Consider the following 16,649-nt stretch of genomic DNA (forward strand, 5'->3'; position numbering starts at 1 on the left):
GGGCACGCCAGGTGCCCACCTTATCTGTCTGGAACCGCCTAAGGTATCAAACGCATCTCCCGCAGCCTGTCGAACACGTCAAAAAATGCCTGATCGCTCGCTTGGTAGGCAGTGAAGCCCATCAGGCGGCTTTTCGACATGTCCGTGACCACTTCGATTGGGCGGCCAAGGTCGGCATCGGTATGCCATGGGGAAATCAGACGTCCAATGTCGGACTCTTTCAAACCGTGCTCAGCGACTATTTGCGCCCAAACGGCTTGATCGTCCGCCATCTGCTTCTCTAGAGGCGAAGGTGACGCAGGATAATCAGCAGCAGGCAGGTCGAAGTATTCGGCAATTCGGCTCCACATCCATTTCCAGCGGAATACATCGCCATTGGTGATATTGAATGCCTGATTTGCCGCAGCCGGCGTGGTGGCCGCCCACAGTTGCTGTTTCGCCAACTGCCGCGCATCGGTCATGTCGGTGAGGCTGTCCCACTGCACTTTTGATCCTGGAAATACGAAAGGGCGATTGGTGTGTTTGCAAATCGAGGCATAGACGGCGAGGGTGGTCGCCATGTTCATCGCATTGCCCACGGCCACCCCCGTGACGGTATGCGGGCGATGCACGCTCCAGGTGAAACCGTCCTTTTCAGCTGCGGCGAAGAGTTCGTCTTCCTGAGCGTAATAGAAATTCTCGACATCCAGACGACCCTGTTCTTCGCGAAACGGTGTCTGCGGCAGGCTGCCTTTACCATAGGCTTCGAACGGGCCGAGGTAGTGTTTCAGGCCGGTAACCAGTGCTACGTGTTTGACGCTTTTCGCTGGGCGAATGGCGGCGAGGACGTTGCGTACCATGGCCGCATTGACGCGAATGTTCTCGGCCTCCGTGGCTTGCCGCGACCATGTGGTAATGAACACATGCGTGGGTTTCACATCCCTTAGCGCATGTTCCAGAGAAGCAGGATCCTGAAGGTCTGCCGCGACAGGAATCACGCCGTGCGCTTGCGATGGATGTCTCGACAGCGCGGCAACGTGCCACTGGTTGTCGATGAGTAACTGGGTGATGGCGCTGCCGACAATGCCGCTGGCGCCCACGACTAGAGCTGTCTGGGTCATAGGTTTCTCCTGGATTTGAGTTTGGGAGTCCTGCTGAGCAGCAGAGGTTCAACCTGAAAATCCGTTAGAGTGCGCGCTACTCCCCGTTAAAGCCTGTGAGAAAAATGACTCGTCCGCTGTTTGTCGCTCTGGATGGCCCCAAAGGCGTCGGCAAAACCTCGCTATTGGAGGCCATCACTGAAGTCCTGAGGGCAAACAACCAGAAAGTCATCCGACTGTGCGAGAAAAAAAGCGACCCGTTCAGGGGCGAGACAATGCATCTGGTGAACCGGCTCGTCCGCCATCCTGACCGGGATCTGGAACTGGAAGTTTGCCAACGCCTGGCTGATAGCCGCCGCTGGATCTCCCAGCACGTGCTGACCAAACAACCCGCCGACAGCATCATCCTCATCGATCGCTGGTACCCGTCCGATGCCGCGTTTCGCCGGATAGTCCCGTTTGCTGAAATCCTGCAATTGAACATTGACCGCAACGTACAGGTGCCAGACCTGCACGTCGGGGTGGTTACAGCGGCGGAGATTTCGTGGGAGAGGGCGGGGGCACGCCGGCGTGGCTTGAGCAGTACGGTGCTTCGCGGTCTGGAGGAGCATGTCGCTTGTACTGAGGCATTTGAGGTGGCCGCTGCCGCTCAGGGCTGGTTTTTGTGTCGGAATGAGGGAACGATCGAGGAGGCGACGGGGCGGGTGGTAGGGGAGATTAATCGGGTGGTGAACCGCCTGCGTGGTCACAGCATCGGTCCATCACGCTGAGCGGCGAGGACTTGAGCAAACATCGCGGCATTTGACGACTGAGCACACCAGTTCCAGGGATTACGTTCAGGTTCACAAGCGGCAATGTTTTCGATCTTCACAATGGTTCAGCACTCGTGGACAATCCGCGCTCTGTTCCGGGGTAGTTCAGCGGTAGAACACTCGGCTCTTAACCGGGTGGGCGCTGGTTCGAATCCAGCCCCCGGACCCACAACATCGCAGGCGCGGAAGGACTCATGCTCAGGGACGATAGGGAATCGAATGCGAACGCCGGCATAGGTGCCGGCTATGCAGCCTTTCAACTGTCTCGAGCACTCGCTGCACCGGGCCTCGACAATAACGGACAGACGAGCAAGCGCATCGAGCGCTGGCGCAATGTAATCGAGAACATATTGCAGGGATCCGCGTCGTATGGCTCACGAACTCCATTCGCGGATGTGCCTGACTGGATCACGCTGGAAGTCGTCACGGGAGGTTTCGCCACTGGGCAGTTCATGGCCGGCGGTGCACTGACCGAGTACGAGCGACAGCTGGCTGCTTCGATTCTAGGTATCCGTCCTGGCTTCGAGCGACTCGATCTCAATACTTGGCACCTTACGGAGGAGGGGATCGAGGTACTGCAAGCGAAGCTGGCGAGCGGGGATTATCGAATCGAGGTGCCCGAAGAAGCTGCACTGCTGACCGTGGCCTGGTTGCTGGGGCAGCAACGTACAGAGAACGCATGGGATCTGGTTGAAGCAATAGCGCCTTTCTTTCAACAGCTGCGATTCTTTCCGATGGCTTCTGACGGTTTGCCGCTTTCAACAGCTCAAGTGCAGGTTTTTACTGTCGGGGATGTCAGAGCCGTGCTTTCAAATCGCCCGGCACAGGCGCGCGTGGCAGTGCAGAAGCATGTCGTTGAAACTCGGTTACCGCTTTACGATTCGGCGGTGTCGCTTTTCCTTTTAACGTATCAGGATGATTGGCCTTGTCGCCGGTATCCCGAGGGCTGGTTTGAGCAGGCGAATACCCTGAAGCAGCAGTTCGATGCTTCTTGCCCCAGCGCTTCAGGTGAAGCTGAAAGCTCAAGGGATCGGGCAGGGGAGTTGTTTGCACTGCTGGGGAATTGCGCTAGCGATGCGGCGTCGCTTACGGGACGGCAAGTCGGACGAATTCGCAGGATCGTCGACGATTTCGTACGCAAGCATGGTCATCCCGAATCCGAATCTCATCAGAAGCACAGAGACTCTCAACGCAGTCACGTGTCCGCACCCGGTCACCATCTACTTGCTAAAGCGGTTGCCGCACGTCTGAGCATGTATCCCGGTTCGGACGGAGTTTCCGACTTTTCATCTCTGCTGCAACCCGTTACCTGCGAAGAAGCGAGCACATATTCGCTATTAACAGGTAGCGGCATTCCTCCTGATATTTGTCGACGCGTCGAGCGGTGTCGAAAGGGCACAATTGCCGAGTTGATCGATAAGGAATTGATTACATCCGGGGATACTGTGGCGCGGCTGCTGCCAGCGATTACGGCTGAGATCTGCAGCGCAGGATTTCGCGATACGTCGCTGCGGATGCTCTCTGTTGCAACCTATCGCGCCTTTCGACAACGCCGATCATTGTTGCTGTTGGATCTGCAAAGTCAGGTCAGGATGAATGAATTGCCGTGGGTGGCGGCTGTTGAAGACCAGCGAGAAACGGACGCGGTGGTCGCTGAAGCAGCGAAACAGTTCCTGATCGAATCCGCAGCAATGACTCTTTGCGCTTTTCCTCAAGCGATCCTGCCCAACAAACTCATTCAGGAATTTGCTGCGCTTGGTGCGATGGCCAAGCTGGATCTGCCTTTTGTGGAAGAGGTCGCCTCGGACATTTTCATGGGCACTTTCTCGAACAAGTACATAAGATCTGCCAGGCAGGCGGCATCTTTGACAGGTGGCACGCTATACGCCAATTACTACGACATTGATGCAAGCCAATTGGCGATGCTTCCTGATCAACCGAAATCCAGGCGGAAAAGGTTCTCCAGACCTGACGCTAGTTCCAGGGACGCATTGGCCAGATTGTGCGCTCAGAGGGCTGATGAGCGCTTGGGTACATGGCGGCCGGCGATTAACGGGAAAATCATCGAGCAACAACAGATCCTGACGACGCAAAACCTTGCGCTCTTATTTGGTGAGCTTGGGTTGAAAACGCTGTTGAAGGATCGCTTGGCTTCGATGGCCGAGGAATGCTTCAGATGGATATGCATACGCCAGCAGATGAAGTTGCGGTTTTATCACTCCAGCTTGGTGATGATCAAAAATACGGCGTACGCGTGGCGGCAGATGGTGTTTTATCTAGCGATGCTCGATGAGACAGAAAGGCGATACGCGATTGAACGTATCGAAGCGCATTTCGCGATTCAGCCTAGTGGATTTCTTGAAAGGTTCCTGCCGGCGATTAGAGGGTTGCGAGTAGCGGCTTCTGGCGCACCGTTGACCGAGGCTCGCCAAGCAAGCGAAGGTGCTCAGGTTTTTATCGGATGGACTACCGAGAGACATTGGTTGTTGAAGCTGCAAACGAATGGCGTTGCTTAGACTGAGAGGTTGGGAGTGGTGGATCTGATATCTAAAGCCTGAGGCCATTCGCATCCATCATTGAACAAGTGGGCGATTTCAGATGTTCATAAAGTGATCCAAACACCGATCAATGTTGGCCTTACCTACAGTTTTTTAAGTCCAGTGTTCATAGATACCGGTTCATGAGGACGGATTGGAAGCAGCAAGAAGAGAAGATTGATGCCTGACCATATTCCTTGTCACTGGTGAGGCGGAGCCCGTCTCACTGGCTCCGGCATCACAAGAGGCTACTGCGCTCGTCTAGGGCAGTAGGTTCATATCAGCATCAAAGAGATGGTTTCGAGAGATGTCACGTCCACCTCTTAAGCGATACGTTGCGGTTACACAAACGATAGTTTGGTTATTGGTCGCGCGGACTCCATCTATGCGCTCTAGATTTGGGTGGGCACTGAGCTCGTGACATTTTCGCTCCAGGGTATCAAAATTATCGCCAAGAGCAGCACGCAGCTCCTTCGCGGAAGATAATATTAGGTGCCGGTCAAAAATACCTGCTCCCGTTCGTTCGCACGCCTCCCGAGCAGTGCTCTTCTGGATGCACTTGAACTCAACTTCGTATCCGCGTACGGAACCTTCATAAATCTCGACAGGACGATTCTTCATTTTATAAAGAATCCGTGACTTCGTTTTCGGGGCAATACGTGGCCCTAGATAAATTCGCTTTAGCGCTGGGTCCGTATACAGCTTGCGACCCTCTCTTCCAGCGAGATATCGCCACTCATTTTCATGCTGCCACTCTTGTCGCTTCTGCATTAGCCGACCGTTGACTACATCCATTGGATCAGAATATCCAAGCAGTTCAAAGGTCACTGGAGGAGGAGCGATGGAGTTGTAGACAACGGGCACCAATAAATGCTGGTACAGATCTGCAATGGCTAACTCTTGAGTATCAAACTCTAAGCACATACCTTCGAAATTGCTAGCGTAGTACGCCCACAGTGGGTAGTCCAAATGGGTAGTCGACATGGATATCAAGCCTGATTTTTTTGCTGTCGCTGCTGCCCCTTCGAGAGCCTTGCTAGCAAACTCAAGAAGGTTTTTTGGCATCAAAACCGCCATCCGATCTTCGCGGGGATATTCGAACAGTGCCTCCATCGGGTCATTCATTTGATCAAAGCGTGGCGCGTACAGATAGCTGTTGAAGATAGCGTCAAGCTCTCGTTTCACGAGCTCTGCATTGCCCAGAGGGCGGTATCTATATAGTGTTGTAGGAGGGGGTATTTTATTATTTGAATTCACGGAAGAGCACCGTTTTGAGCATGAGAAATCGCGGCGATTGTATTTTCTAAAAAATTAAAATGCTAACCGTTGACCGCCTTTTGATCCGCGCGGTCGAAATATAAACTAGAGCGTGTCAGGTGCTAACATCCATGACTCCAAGACTTCGACAACATAATCCTCGATACCAACACCATCCGCATGAAGTTTAAGAATCTCTCGAGCCAAGCTCTTATTATTTTTTAACGTTTTGTTTGAATAACCTCCAAAGTACGAAGCCTCGCTAACCTGCGGCGGACGAATATTTACTATAGTCTGCCGAAACGACATTGGCGCCGCATCCTCGTTATAGTGAACATTAACCTGAATGAGATAAAGCGACAATCCATCAGGATCTGCGCTAAATTTCGAATGAAGCTTAAATCGAATCCTATCTGTTTCCTGGGGCTTGACTTCATGGTGGACTTTCTTCGTTGCTAAGCTTCCGGGGTTCTCGGAGATAGTAATATCATACGTCGCTGAGACATCCACAGCGCGATGATGCCTGTCCGTCAAAAGTTGCCAATGCTTAACAGTATAGAAGGATACTTCCTTGACAAAAGCGACTTCAGATCCCGCATTTCTGAGCTTTAATTCGACTTCGGTAGCTACCTCATCCCCATAATCTTGGTCGTCGTCCTGAACTTCGTAAAAGTCCACTACCTTGAGATTGTGAGCGGGTGGTGTAGACTCAAAAGAATTCAACACTTGCTTGATTTGATCGTTACTCAGTAAGAACAGCTTTCTTTCTAACTGGCTTGCTAAGAATACCTCAGCGTGGTCTAAACCATGCATGTGCTTTAGTTGCTCGACAGCTTCATAAATATGAGGAGAGACACCTTTAAACTTATCGTTTATGACGAAATAAAATTCTCGTACAGACGATATGTGATCCCAGAAGCTTTTTAGCTTCTCGAAATCATCATTGAGTTTTCTCAGCGCATTTTTCGTATTGCTGGTTAACGTTTCAGGAGCGTATGACTGATAGTATCGACCATTATTGGCCACCCACCCGTCATTCCCCCGATCACCAATATTCCCGTAGGCTTTCACCGGCTTAAACCCCGGGTCACTGTAGGACATGATCTTTACAAAAAGATCCTCATATTTCTGTCCTTCAGATTCGTGAACCAATAATTTAAAAGCGGTACGCATCTCACATCCTGTTTTTATCTTGAGACCAGAAACATAAATTTCTCGCCATACATGAGCTGATTAACCGGGCTAAGTGGAGTGTGCCCCACACGGTTCAACTTCTTACACCTCTCACAGCACGACAATCTCGTCTGCCTTCAGCCAGCCGGCTTCAATGACGTTCGTTTTGGCAGTCTCTGGCTGGGCGCTATAAATCACGATTGCCAAGCTCTCCTCTGCACGACTGCAGGTCACATAAAGAAGCCTGCGCGTGCGCGATAAGGAATCATCCTTGCCCGCGCGCTGATTCTTCATGTCGGTTGACGAAGCAGGCGTAACGCCGAGCAGCTTCTCATAGCTAAACAGAAAACCGCCTGCCTCTTCATCGTTCAGGATGACCATCACACGCGGAAACTCTAGGCCTTTCACCCCCTGGTGGGTGCCGAACGGTGAGAGCCCATTTGCGTAGCCAGCGAACGCCTCCATCTCCGAGTAAGAGCGTCCCAGGACGATCCGATAAGCATGAATCTCAAGCGCTTCGCGATCCGATGTTTCCGGGGCATCGTCAGCCGTTGCGCCCAGAGCCATCGCTTCGACGAAGCGAGCAGGCAGGTCTAGCAGGCCAGTCCTTTGAAGAACTTGAGCCACCTCCCCAATGAGTGGATCATTGTCCGTAAGCATCTCACAGAGCGACTGGGTCGCTTTTCCAGCAGCCTCCAGCACCTCTAGTTGGTTGGTGCCAGCCGACTCCAAGTATTTGGGATCAAGCAAGGGGGAGCGCAGCCGCACCGCTTCCATGAGCGTGAAATCATCCGCTCGAGCCGCTTCTACTATTGGGGCGACCCCCTCAAAGAAAAGCTTGAGTATGGGTAGCGTTCCGTCCAGTAGGCCCGTGTTTAGGTGTTCAACGGCATACAACGGCGTGAATACACCTTCAAACCCCATACGCCGCCCAGCCATCTTGTGTTCCAGGATGAGCGTCTTGCGGCCTTGCATACCGGTTGCCCACTGAACATCGCCGGTGACGTCAGCCATTTGCTTAGCAATCTGCTCTTCCAGGCTGAAATCCTGACCCGGTACCTGCCGTGTGCAGAACATTCGTACTGTGCCTCTGGCAGCCCCCGGCTTAGGTATTTGCTGATGACCATCAACGCTCGCACGGATCACATTGATTAAGTCGACAACTCGAGTTGGGCAGCGACGGTTCATGCGCTTTTCTGGCTTGGCCCAATCCGCAGGAATGGCATCATCCAACCCAACTTTCCCGTCGTTGTAGATGCGTTGCATCGTGTCGCCGAGAAGCCCTAGGCAGAACCTTTCAGGGATTGCCGCTTGAGCTTGCAGAAAGGTATCCATTAGCGGGCCGTACGTATCCTGACTTTCATCGATCAAGAGCACCGGGTGCCGGTCGGCCATCACATCAAGCAAGGGCGGCTTCGGGATGAACGCCGCGGCCATCTGGATGACCTCGCTATGGTTCAAAGATTGCCTGCTTCGGTTGTCTCCCGTCGGGCTATAGGTGAAGTCGGTGATTTCATCCAGGCTCGCGAGGCGACGGGCCTTGCTGTCCCGGCTCGCCCGATTAGCACGAGACGTCTTATTCTCTCCTTGCGCCCTACGGAGTTTGTCATCCAGTTCGTCAATGTCGGCGGCGAGCTTAACGCGCAACCAATCACGAATGTCATCGTTGAAGCCCTTGATCATCCTCCAGGAGAAAGCGTGGATCGTTGAGACTTCAACCAGAGGATCGTGCTCGAGTCGGCGCTCGATCTCCTCGCAGGCCGCATTGGTATAGGTAATGATCGCGATCTGCCGACCTTCAAATGTGAGACGTTGTCGCTCACGCCCTTTGAGCGATTTCACTGCTTCTACGAGCGAGTGGGTCTTGCCAGAGCCGGCCCCGGCGTAAAGGAAGAAGCTGCGTGGCTGCTCTAGGTTTAGACATTCCCTGATAACCTCATCAGCAGTCGGCTTCATTTCATCAACAACCTCGGTAATGGCGCTCACTGTCCAGTCACCTCGATGCTGGCCGTTGGAATTATCAGGAGTTCCTTACTCTTTTTCTTGAGCTTGGTCTCTAACCAGGTGAGCCCTTCGCGGATGTACTCGGGAATCGCCACCTTGGCAAAGTTGGGATCTCCCAGTATCTGTAAAGCAAACTCCGCCTTGTCTCCATTCTTGAGAGCGTCGAACAACGCCTGACCCAGATCGTCCGCGGTTTCCGACTCACGCAGCGCTTTGGAAACTGCCTTGGTCAAACCCCGGCCTTGCTTAGTCGCAAAATGCTTCACGTTGCTCAGTACCAGGCTGTCCTCGAAGGTATTGGGCAGGGCCTCTACATCAACTTGAGTCTTAGGAAGACGAATGGTGATGGGTGTCTGATACGCCACTCTGATAGCAAACAAATCATCGATCTGAACAGCTTTTTGCTCACTATCCAGATCCAGCAGAGTGTCCACGTCATGACCCAGTTGTCGGGCCGCCACCCAGTGCCGGAGGGTAGGGTTATTGGTTGACTGCTCTGCCTGGCGCCTAACCGGTACCGCTGATTTCTTGTGGCCAGCGTCCAGATCAGTGATCACCAAAGTCACGATGCCCAATGCGTCTACCAGCGGCCGGAGTCGGTGAGCGTGGCTGCCCCCGATATCCAAGATGGTGATGTAGCATCGATCCAGGAAGGGGAAGTGGTTGCGCAGGAAGTGAGGCAGCATCATTCGCTCTGCAGCACCTTCTACCAAAATGACCGCGTCGGCGAAGAAGAGATCGGCATGTTGCGCCCTGAGGTAACGGGTCACGAACTCCTTCGTTTGCTTGTGAGGGTTTTTCTGCCCGAAAACAGTGCTTAGGTTGGAGACGGTGGACACTGGAATAGGTACGCCGGCCATGCCCGCGGGCAGCCTACGGAAATACCGAAGATTCGCGTACTCCGTCTCATGCGCGACGTGGCTCGAATGAGAGCTGACAATCAGTTGAGTTTTGAGCTTCGGATATTTCTTAAGCAGAGGGTCATTACACAGGACGTGATACGCATGCTTGATGAAGGCTTGCTGCACCTGGACGTGTAGGTGAGCCTCAGGCTCCTCGATCAGCACTAGGTGGATTGGTTCGACACCAGTGTCGGACTGCTCCTCCGCGTTCTTGTACTTTCTCAGCCATTCATCTCGAAACGCCATCAACTGGAAAATCATTGAGATGAGGTTTTGGTAACCCAAACCGTTGGACGTCTCGGGCAAGCGCATGGGAGGGGCGCCGGGCGCGCCTGCGGCTGAGTCCAGCTCGAATAGTACTGCTGCTTCGTGGTTCATCCCGTCTGTAGGAGACAGCCGGGTTTCTACCCTGATAGCAGGGTCAGAATTGTTAGGGTATCCAAGGCCTGCGACTTCGTCGAGGGCAGGGGCGAAGCTGGAGGTGAGTCGGGAATCGAATGCAGATTGGGCAGCCTGGATGGCTGTCAGCGCCTCCAGGTCCGAGATATCTGGACTGTCACCCGGATCCAGATGCCGGTTGTAGTAAGTGCGCAATTGCTCCGTCAACTTTTTCCCCGAACCACCTCTGCCTTCGGTGATGGATTCTTCCGCGCTGTCTCCAAAGCCGCGTTGGGCGTTGATTTCGTGAACTCGGATGAGATCGGTCAGGGGGTTGCTTTCCAGCGGAATAGCGGTCACGGACAGTCCTTGAAGTTTGGCGTGACGAGTCTTGGGATCTGGTGCGCTGAGTTGCGTAGGATCGAGACGGTACCAGCGAATCGCGAACATCGTTCCCAGGCGCCGGTTGAGGTAATCGTGCAAACTTTGCGGCCACAGTTGCAGGGTGAGCGGAGTCTTTCCCACCTCGGCCTGTTTCTCAATTTCCTCTTGCAGCAGCTTTACGCGCTTCCGCTCCTTCCGGTAATCAGTAAAGAGCTTAGCCATGTCCTTTGGCTCGAGTCGGAAGCGCATGCCAACGTGGCCGCCTTTCCAGGCAAAATTGGGAATCAGATCTCTGATGTGGTGGAGTTCGCCTTGTGAGGCTTCCACCCACAGATCCAGGGTGGGTAACCAGTGCGCCCACTCGTTCGCCGCGGGGGCTTCGAGACTTTCATCATCAGCTTCCCAATCGACGCCAATGGCATCAATAGTTCTGAGATGCGAGAGCGTCAGATCTTGGAGCCGGAACGCGGTCGCTTTTGAAAGAAGGAACTTGCGTAGCGCCAACATCGCGGAGGATTTACCGCTGTTGTTCGCTCCGACCAGAAGGGTAGTAGTGCTCGCCAGGTCGATTCGAACTGACAGGAGCTTGCGGAAGTTCGCGATCTCCAGGTGCTGGATTTGCATAGCCTCTTCCTTGTGACCGCACTTTGGCGGTTTGCCAAGCCGATAGATGTGTGGAGACGACTCTAGCCCAATTACAACAGGACTCCATTAGGAATGTCATTTTTCCACTTCAGAGGGTACCGATTCACGGCTCGCTCAGCGTTGTTCATTGACTGTCGTAAGAAGGTAACGGCACTTCTAAATGCTCGCACCAAACCGCATGTCTTGAGGCAACTAAGAAGTTGCGATGACGGCCTTTGCATTTGGCTTAGATGCTCAGCCCGAGTTCAAGCCCAAATTTGTACCAAGGGCAAAGTTGTGTTGTCCTCCATCCTTCCAGTAGGCTTGACTGATAGTGGCAGCCCGCCAGTAACACGTTGAAGGACGCAACGCATGCCTGAATCCTACAAGCCAATGCCGGCAGTGCTCGATCGGCAAATCGAAAACGAAGCTCAGGATGCATTTGGTCACAGGCATTTTTCCCAGGCACTCCAGAGCCTGATTGAGGCCGATCACCATAAGCCTCCGTTCAGCATTGGACTACTCGGCGGATGGGGTACCGGGAAAAGCTCTATCAAAGAGCTTTACACCCAAGGCCTCGCCGACGGCGCATCCGACGGTTCCGGTAAGCCTTCACGTAGGTCTAGCATCAAGAGCATCACTTTTAATGCCTGGCGTTTCGGCGGTAAAGATCAGGACATCAAACGCGCGCTTCTGCGCCACGTTTTTATCGAGCTTGGGGGAGACGAACAGGCGCTTCATGACAAGCTCTTCCGAAACATCACACAGGTTGAGCATCAGTGGAAAGGATTTCGAGAGTACGCTTGTCAGTTGTGGCGCGCGTGGTCGATGCCGTTGCCTGCCTTCCTGGTGGCCATGCTGTTGCTTTTTGGTTTGCTGTGGGTTGGGCTAGCCGTCCTCCCTTGGAGCGACCCCTATGTTCGATCGACCTTCATCTTGGCAATAAGCGGTGCCTACAGCTATCTACTCAAGAACCTGAAGCCCTCAAAGGTCGATAGCTTCCGGTCGATCACAAAGGTTTCTCTTCCCAGCGCCAGCGCAGAACAATACGAAGAAATGCTCCTCGAACAGTTGAAGGCGTTCAAGGAGCCCTCAGGGATATTTCGAAAAGTAAACCCTTGCGAGCGCCTGGTGATCTTCGTCGATGATCTGGATAGGCTCTCAGCAGAAGAAATGGTACTCGGCCTCGACGCCGTCCGGGCGTTCATGGAAATCCCCCCTGAAAAGCTTCCACACGGGTTGGGCCTAGTGTTTGTGATCTCGTGTGACGAAGCAAAAGTTGCCGATGCGCTGGCGCGGGGTCGCGGCAAAAACCCTGAGCAGCCAGGTACCGTTTTCACGCACATGGACGCTCGTCGGTACCTTGATCGCATCTTCCAATTTCGACTTGAAATCCCGCCAGTACCTCGAGGCGACATGAGGCAATTCGCGCTGAAAAATCTCCTGTCATTTACTGAGATTGTCAGCGACCTGAAGACTTCGGGCTCCAGCCCCGAGCAAGTGATTGATCGGATGATTCATGTGAATGTCGCGGATCCTCGGAACGCTTTGCAAATCGTCAACGCTTTTGCACAGTCCTGGTGGTTGGCGAAACGTCGTGAGTATGAAGGCAGTGCAGGGGAGCGGCCAGGCGGTCTGCACGAGGGATCGGTGACTGCCCACCCCATCTCCTTGGGTGCACTCAGTGCAGCACGGGTGAGCTTCCCGGACTTCTATCGTGATCTTCAGGATGACCCCTTGCTGCTAGGTCGACTGACCCAGTTGCTTGTGAATGAAGGTTCGCTTCTGGATCAACCAGTTGAAGCCCAAGCGTTACTGGGTAAGCGTTATGTAACCTTGGACAAGGATAGTAAGACAACGACGATTCGCGATGACTGTAGGGACCTTCGTCAATTCCTGTCCAGCCTTGTTGGTATTCGTTGGCCGGACTCTCTTCAGAGTCTGCTTCTGCTGTCTGAAGATCCAATAAGTCGAAAGTTTGGTGCCGGGACCAGCGTTATATACAATCTGCTGATGTCTGGCGATACTCGTGGTGTGGTTGAGCAACTGTCAACGCGCGCCGATAATTCCGCCCTAAGCGATGACCACGCTCACCTGCTCCACGAGCTGGTCAGTGATCTACACTTGGAGACGACTGCCCGCCGTCATAATGCAATGCGGGTGATCGCCAACCTCCTTGATCGGCTACCACCGCGGACAGTGCGTCTGATGCTGGGCAAACTGTGCAACGAGCTCACGGCGTCACTCGATCTCCGGTCAATGATTGGTCTGGACAGAATTGGCAACATCGTCTCAAGTGCCAATACTCAGGAACAACGCCAAATCGCTGCAGAGTTGATTGACGATCTACTCTCGACCAGCCAAACCATCGAATTTCGCCTAGAAACCATGCAGACTCCGAGCTTGGACGAAGCCCGGGTGATGGTTAGTAAGGCCTGTGACATCGTGCTCAGCGTCCGCTCAGAGCACGGACTGCCAGCTGCTCAGGAACGCAAGTTGATCGATTGGCTCAAGGTCAGAGATGTCAATCTCAGTGGCGGCTCCTACCAGTTCGAGTTCCAAGAGCTGGAGCGGTGGTTAGATGATCATGAAGCTATGTTGCTATCGATGTTGGGTACGGACTACGTGACACTTGTTGCCGACGAGTTGGATGCAAACCGTGGCGAAGTGATGAAGTTGCCAGTGGTCGCAGGGCGAGTCGGTCGTCTGTTTGCCGAGTTGGTGTCCCAAGGTGAAGAGAGCAGATCCATTTTGTGGCCACTCGTGCTGAGATATTTGGCTCTACCGCGAATTGAGCTGCAGGCTTGCGCACTGACTGTGCTAGAGGCAGCACATCAAAAGGCGGACGCACAAACGCTTTCGGGATGCGTGATCGCGGTGGCGAAAAATCTTCTGGCTCATCCAAAACCTGAGATCGATTACCATCGAGGGTTCCAATGGACAATGGCTGTGGCTTCAGCTCGTTTTAGTGAGTTGACAGCAGACGCACAATCGAATCTTGTTTTACTGTGCAACAACCTATCCACTGGAGAAGACTATCAAGTCGATGCGGTAGCGCTTTTCGAGCTAATGATCCAGCGTGCCCCTGATCTTGCCGCCCAGGTCAGCACGAACTGGGTTGAGCGTTTGGCTGACGAACTGCCGATAGACTGCTGTCGCTCTCTGATGAAGGGCTTCGACAAATTGCCGGACGAGGTTCAAATTAAGATCACCACTTATTTCGACTCCGGGTTTACCGCTCCGATGCCTGAAGGCTTTGGCGAAATTTACACGATGGCCTCCGTGGAAATTCCGAGTCAATCCTGGGCTACCGGGAATCTGCAAGCACATCTTGATAGAGCGCTGAGCCGGCTGCCGTCATTCGTATCACGATCAGCCGACGATCTCGACAGCGTTATGGCCGGCCTTTCAAAAATCTACCTCAATGGATCTCCAGCGACAATCGCATCCTGTCTGCGTGATACGTTTTCTTCCGCTAGCAGCTACCCCGCTCAGAATAATCAGCTCCATCAGCATTTCGCAGACACATGGCCATCGGTCGATCAGGTACATCCAGGGTACGTGCCTGACACGATCTTTACGGAGGCGATCAGTACCGGCCGGCGCGACCTCAAGGAAGCGAAGCGCGGTTTGCTGGCGTCCCTTGATTCCATGATCACTGCCAAACGTGTGACTGCCGAGCGTGAAGCTGATCTCGTCGAATTCGCCTGCCAGGTATGGCAAACCCACCCAGCCGAAGCAGAGCATTTCTTCACCTGTGCCGCCAGGCATTTTTCGCCAAGTCAGATCGCCCAACTACCAGCGCCCATCAGTTGGAATTCGGAGCAAGAGGTGGCCTGGTTGGCAGCAGTCTGGAAAAAAGCGGTATCGGTGCTGGATCTGCCGAAAAGCGTCGCATCGACATTAGAGGTGCTTGCGCTAGCGCATTCAGGCACTGTGGACGCGCCCGATCAATTGTTGTCGTTGTGGTCGAAGTGCTTGGACAAGACTGCTTATCGAGTATTGGCGCAAACCCTACTTACCGCCGAAGCAACCGACGATGGACGACGCCGAATCTGGCGTCAGATCACATCACTTGATCCAATGCAGGCACCGCAAGAACTTATCGATCTTGGTATCCGGATCTTGGCACTCGGCTCAGCGCCGGAAACAGCCAGCGCGGTCAACGAAAACCTGGAGTCCTTCTGCGTCCGCCTGACCAACCAAGAGAGCAAGCTCGCTACGGCCCAGACCTTATTGAGAACACTGCCGCGCTGCTCCTCGATCAAGATCAAAACAAATATGGCTCGTTTGTCTTATAGCCTGGGTACCCATGCAGCGCTGGCATCGGTCGACGCATCCACACTCAGCGAAGAGGACATGCAGATAATCTCGGACACGTTTGGGAAGGGACGTGAATTGACCAAGCTGAAAAGCCGATTCGACAAGGCTTCAGAAGAATGACGGGCAATGTAATCACAGCAGGGGCATCCCCGATGCAAATGACAGCTGGCAAGCTCGCTGACTACCTATTTGCTCAATCGTCTGTGGGCCTGCCGGCAACTGATTGCAGCGCTGATTTTCATGCATGTACATGCTTCCTGCGAAGCGATGACCCAGCGGGCTGGAATAAGAGTAGTCCAATTGATTAGTAGGTCGCATTTATTGATTGCCGACGGGAGGTCGCGGGGAATACGACCCTGAGCACAACCAGCTCCAGATGTGCTACAGATTGCGTTTGCGCTGCCGATCATAGCCCGTGAGCGACCGGCGAAACTCGACGTTAAAGGCTACGGGGGATCAACGAAAGCTTGGGCAATTTAGAGAGGCGTAAAGCCATGTATCACTACTCGCTAGTGCAGCATACCGAGCCCACCGGTGTGTGGTTGTCATGCACCGATATTCCGGAAATGAACGCCGAAGGCAGTACGCTGTGCGAAGCATTTGCCGAAGCCCTAAATGGTTTGGAGTCGGCGCTGTCGTTGTACGTAGAGCAGCGGCGCAAGATTCCAGCACCCTCGGTGCCAAGCGCCCCTGCGATGGTGCTGCACTTGCCGGTGCTGACTGTGGCCAAGATCTTGCTATGGAATGCCATGTGTGATGAAGGCGTGAGCCGCGCCGAGCTTGCCCGTCGAATGGCTTGTTCGCGGCAGGTTGTCGACCGTTTGCTGGACTTCATCCACGCCTCGAAAATTGAGCAGATGGAGCGTGCGCTTGCATTGCTGGGTCGGCGTCTGTCGCTGGTCCTGGAAGTAGCCTAATGCCGGAATCTGCCTCGTCCCAAGCGCACCATTCACGCCTGCTGTTGGTCTGATATCACCGACGCTCTCGTGTATACCCTAAGGCCGCGCCGGGTAGACCTCGCTAAGGCGTACCCAGGGATGATTGGACCGAACAACTGTGCTATTTGTGTACCGCTGGAGCTAGGGGAGTATGCTTTTGACGTGAGGGCTCAGTTGCTAATGACTGCTCGCAACCTTGTGATCAGCTTGCGAACGCGGCAGTGGTATCCCAGTGTTG

Annotated in this window: 9 protein-coding genes and 1 tRNA gene; 5 read left to right on the top strand and 5 right to left on the bottom strand. The window is 53.8% G+C overall.

Annotation, left to right across the window (positions count from 1 at the left end; all coding sequences use genetic code 11):
- Positions 1-38: 38 nt before the first annotated feature.
- A complete protein-coding gene (locus tag OK411_RS14855; RefSeq protein WP_264365249.1) occupies positions 39-1,100 on the bottom strand; it encodes an SDR family oxidoreductase in 1,062 nt (353 codons plus the stop codon).
- Positions 1,101-1,204: 104 nt separating this feature from the next.
- Between OK411_RS14855 and OK411_RS14860 the strand changes: the two genes are divergently transcribed.
- From OK411_RS14860 to OK411_RS14870, 3 genes are all read left to right on the top strand, one after another.
- Positions 1,205-1,849 (top strand): dTMP kinase, encoded by a 645-nt coding sequence (locus tag OK411_RS14860; RefSeq protein ID WP_264365250.1) that lies wholly within the window; start codon positions 1,205-1,207, stop codon positions 1,847-1,849.
- Positions 1,850-1,985: 136 nt separating this feature from the next.
- Positions 1,986-2,060: transfer RNA gene (locus tag OK411_RS14865), tRNA-Lys, on the top strand.
- 25 nt (positions 2,061-2,085) lie between these two features.
- Complete coding sequence (locus OK411_RS14870) at positions 2,086-4,407, top strand: hypothetical protein (RefSeq protein ID WP_264365251.1); 2,322 nt, start codon at positions 2,086-2,088, stop codon at positions 4,405-4,407.
- Positions 4,408-4,689: 282 nt separating this feature from the next.
- Here the strand turns inward: OK411_RS14870 and OK411_RS14875 are convergent, their stop codons facing one another.
- From OK411_RS14875 to OK411_RS14890, 4 genes are all read right to left on the bottom strand, one after another.
- The gene (locus tag OK411_RS14875; RefSeq protein WP_264365252.1) at positions 4,690-5,613 is read right to left on the bottom strand and encodes a DUF2971 domain-containing protein; all 924 of its coding nucleotides are present in this window, start codon (positions 5,611-5,613) and stop codon (positions 4,690-4,692) included.
- A gap of 177 nt (positions 5,614-5,790) precedes the next feature.
- Positions 5,791-6,858 carry a hypothetical protein gene (locus tag OK411_RS14880; protein ID WP_264365253.1) on the bottom strand — a complete coding sequence of 356 codons (1,068 nt, stop codon included), beginning with the start codon at positions 6,856-6,858 and terminating at the stop codon, positions 5,791-5,793.
- 111 nt (positions 6,859-6,969) lie between these two features.
- Positions 6,970-8,814 carry a UvrD-helicase domain-containing protein gene (locus OK411_RS14885; protein ID WP_264365305.1) on the bottom strand — a complete coding sequence of 615 codons (1,845 nt, stop codon included), beginning with the start codon at positions 8,812-8,814 and terminating at the stop codon, positions 6,970-6,972.
- A gap of 26 nt (positions 8,815-8,840) precedes the next feature.
- Entirely contained in the window at positions 8,841-11,150 is a 2,310-nt protein-coding gene (locus OK411_RS14890; RefSeq protein ID WP_264365254.1) for an AAA family ATPase, read from the bottom strand.
- A gap of 372 nt (positions 11,151-11,522) precedes the next feature.
- Between OK411_RS14890 and OK411_RS14895 the strand changes: the two genes are divergently transcribed.
- Positions 11,523-15,593: a KAP family NTPase gene (locus OK411_RS14895; RefSeq protein WP_264365255.1), complete on the top strand. Its 4,071-nt coding sequence runs from the start codon at positions 11,523-11,525 to the stop codon at positions 15,591-15,593.
- A gap of 374 nt (positions 15,594-15,967) precedes the next feature.
- Complete coding sequence (locus tag OK411_RS14900; protein ID WP_264365256.1) at positions 15,968-16,390, top strand: type II toxin-antitoxin system HicB family antitoxin; 423 nt, start codon at positions 15,968-15,970, stop codon at positions 16,388-16,390.
- Positions 16,391-16,649: the final 259 nt, after the last annotated feature.

The sequence above is a fragment of the Pseudomonas sp. RG1 genome, assembly GCF_025910115.1.
In the GTDB taxonomy this organism is placed as follows: domain Bacteria; phylum Pseudomonadota; class Gammaproteobacteria; order Pseudomonadales; family Pseudomonadaceae; genus Aquipseudomonas; species Aquipseudomonas atacamensis.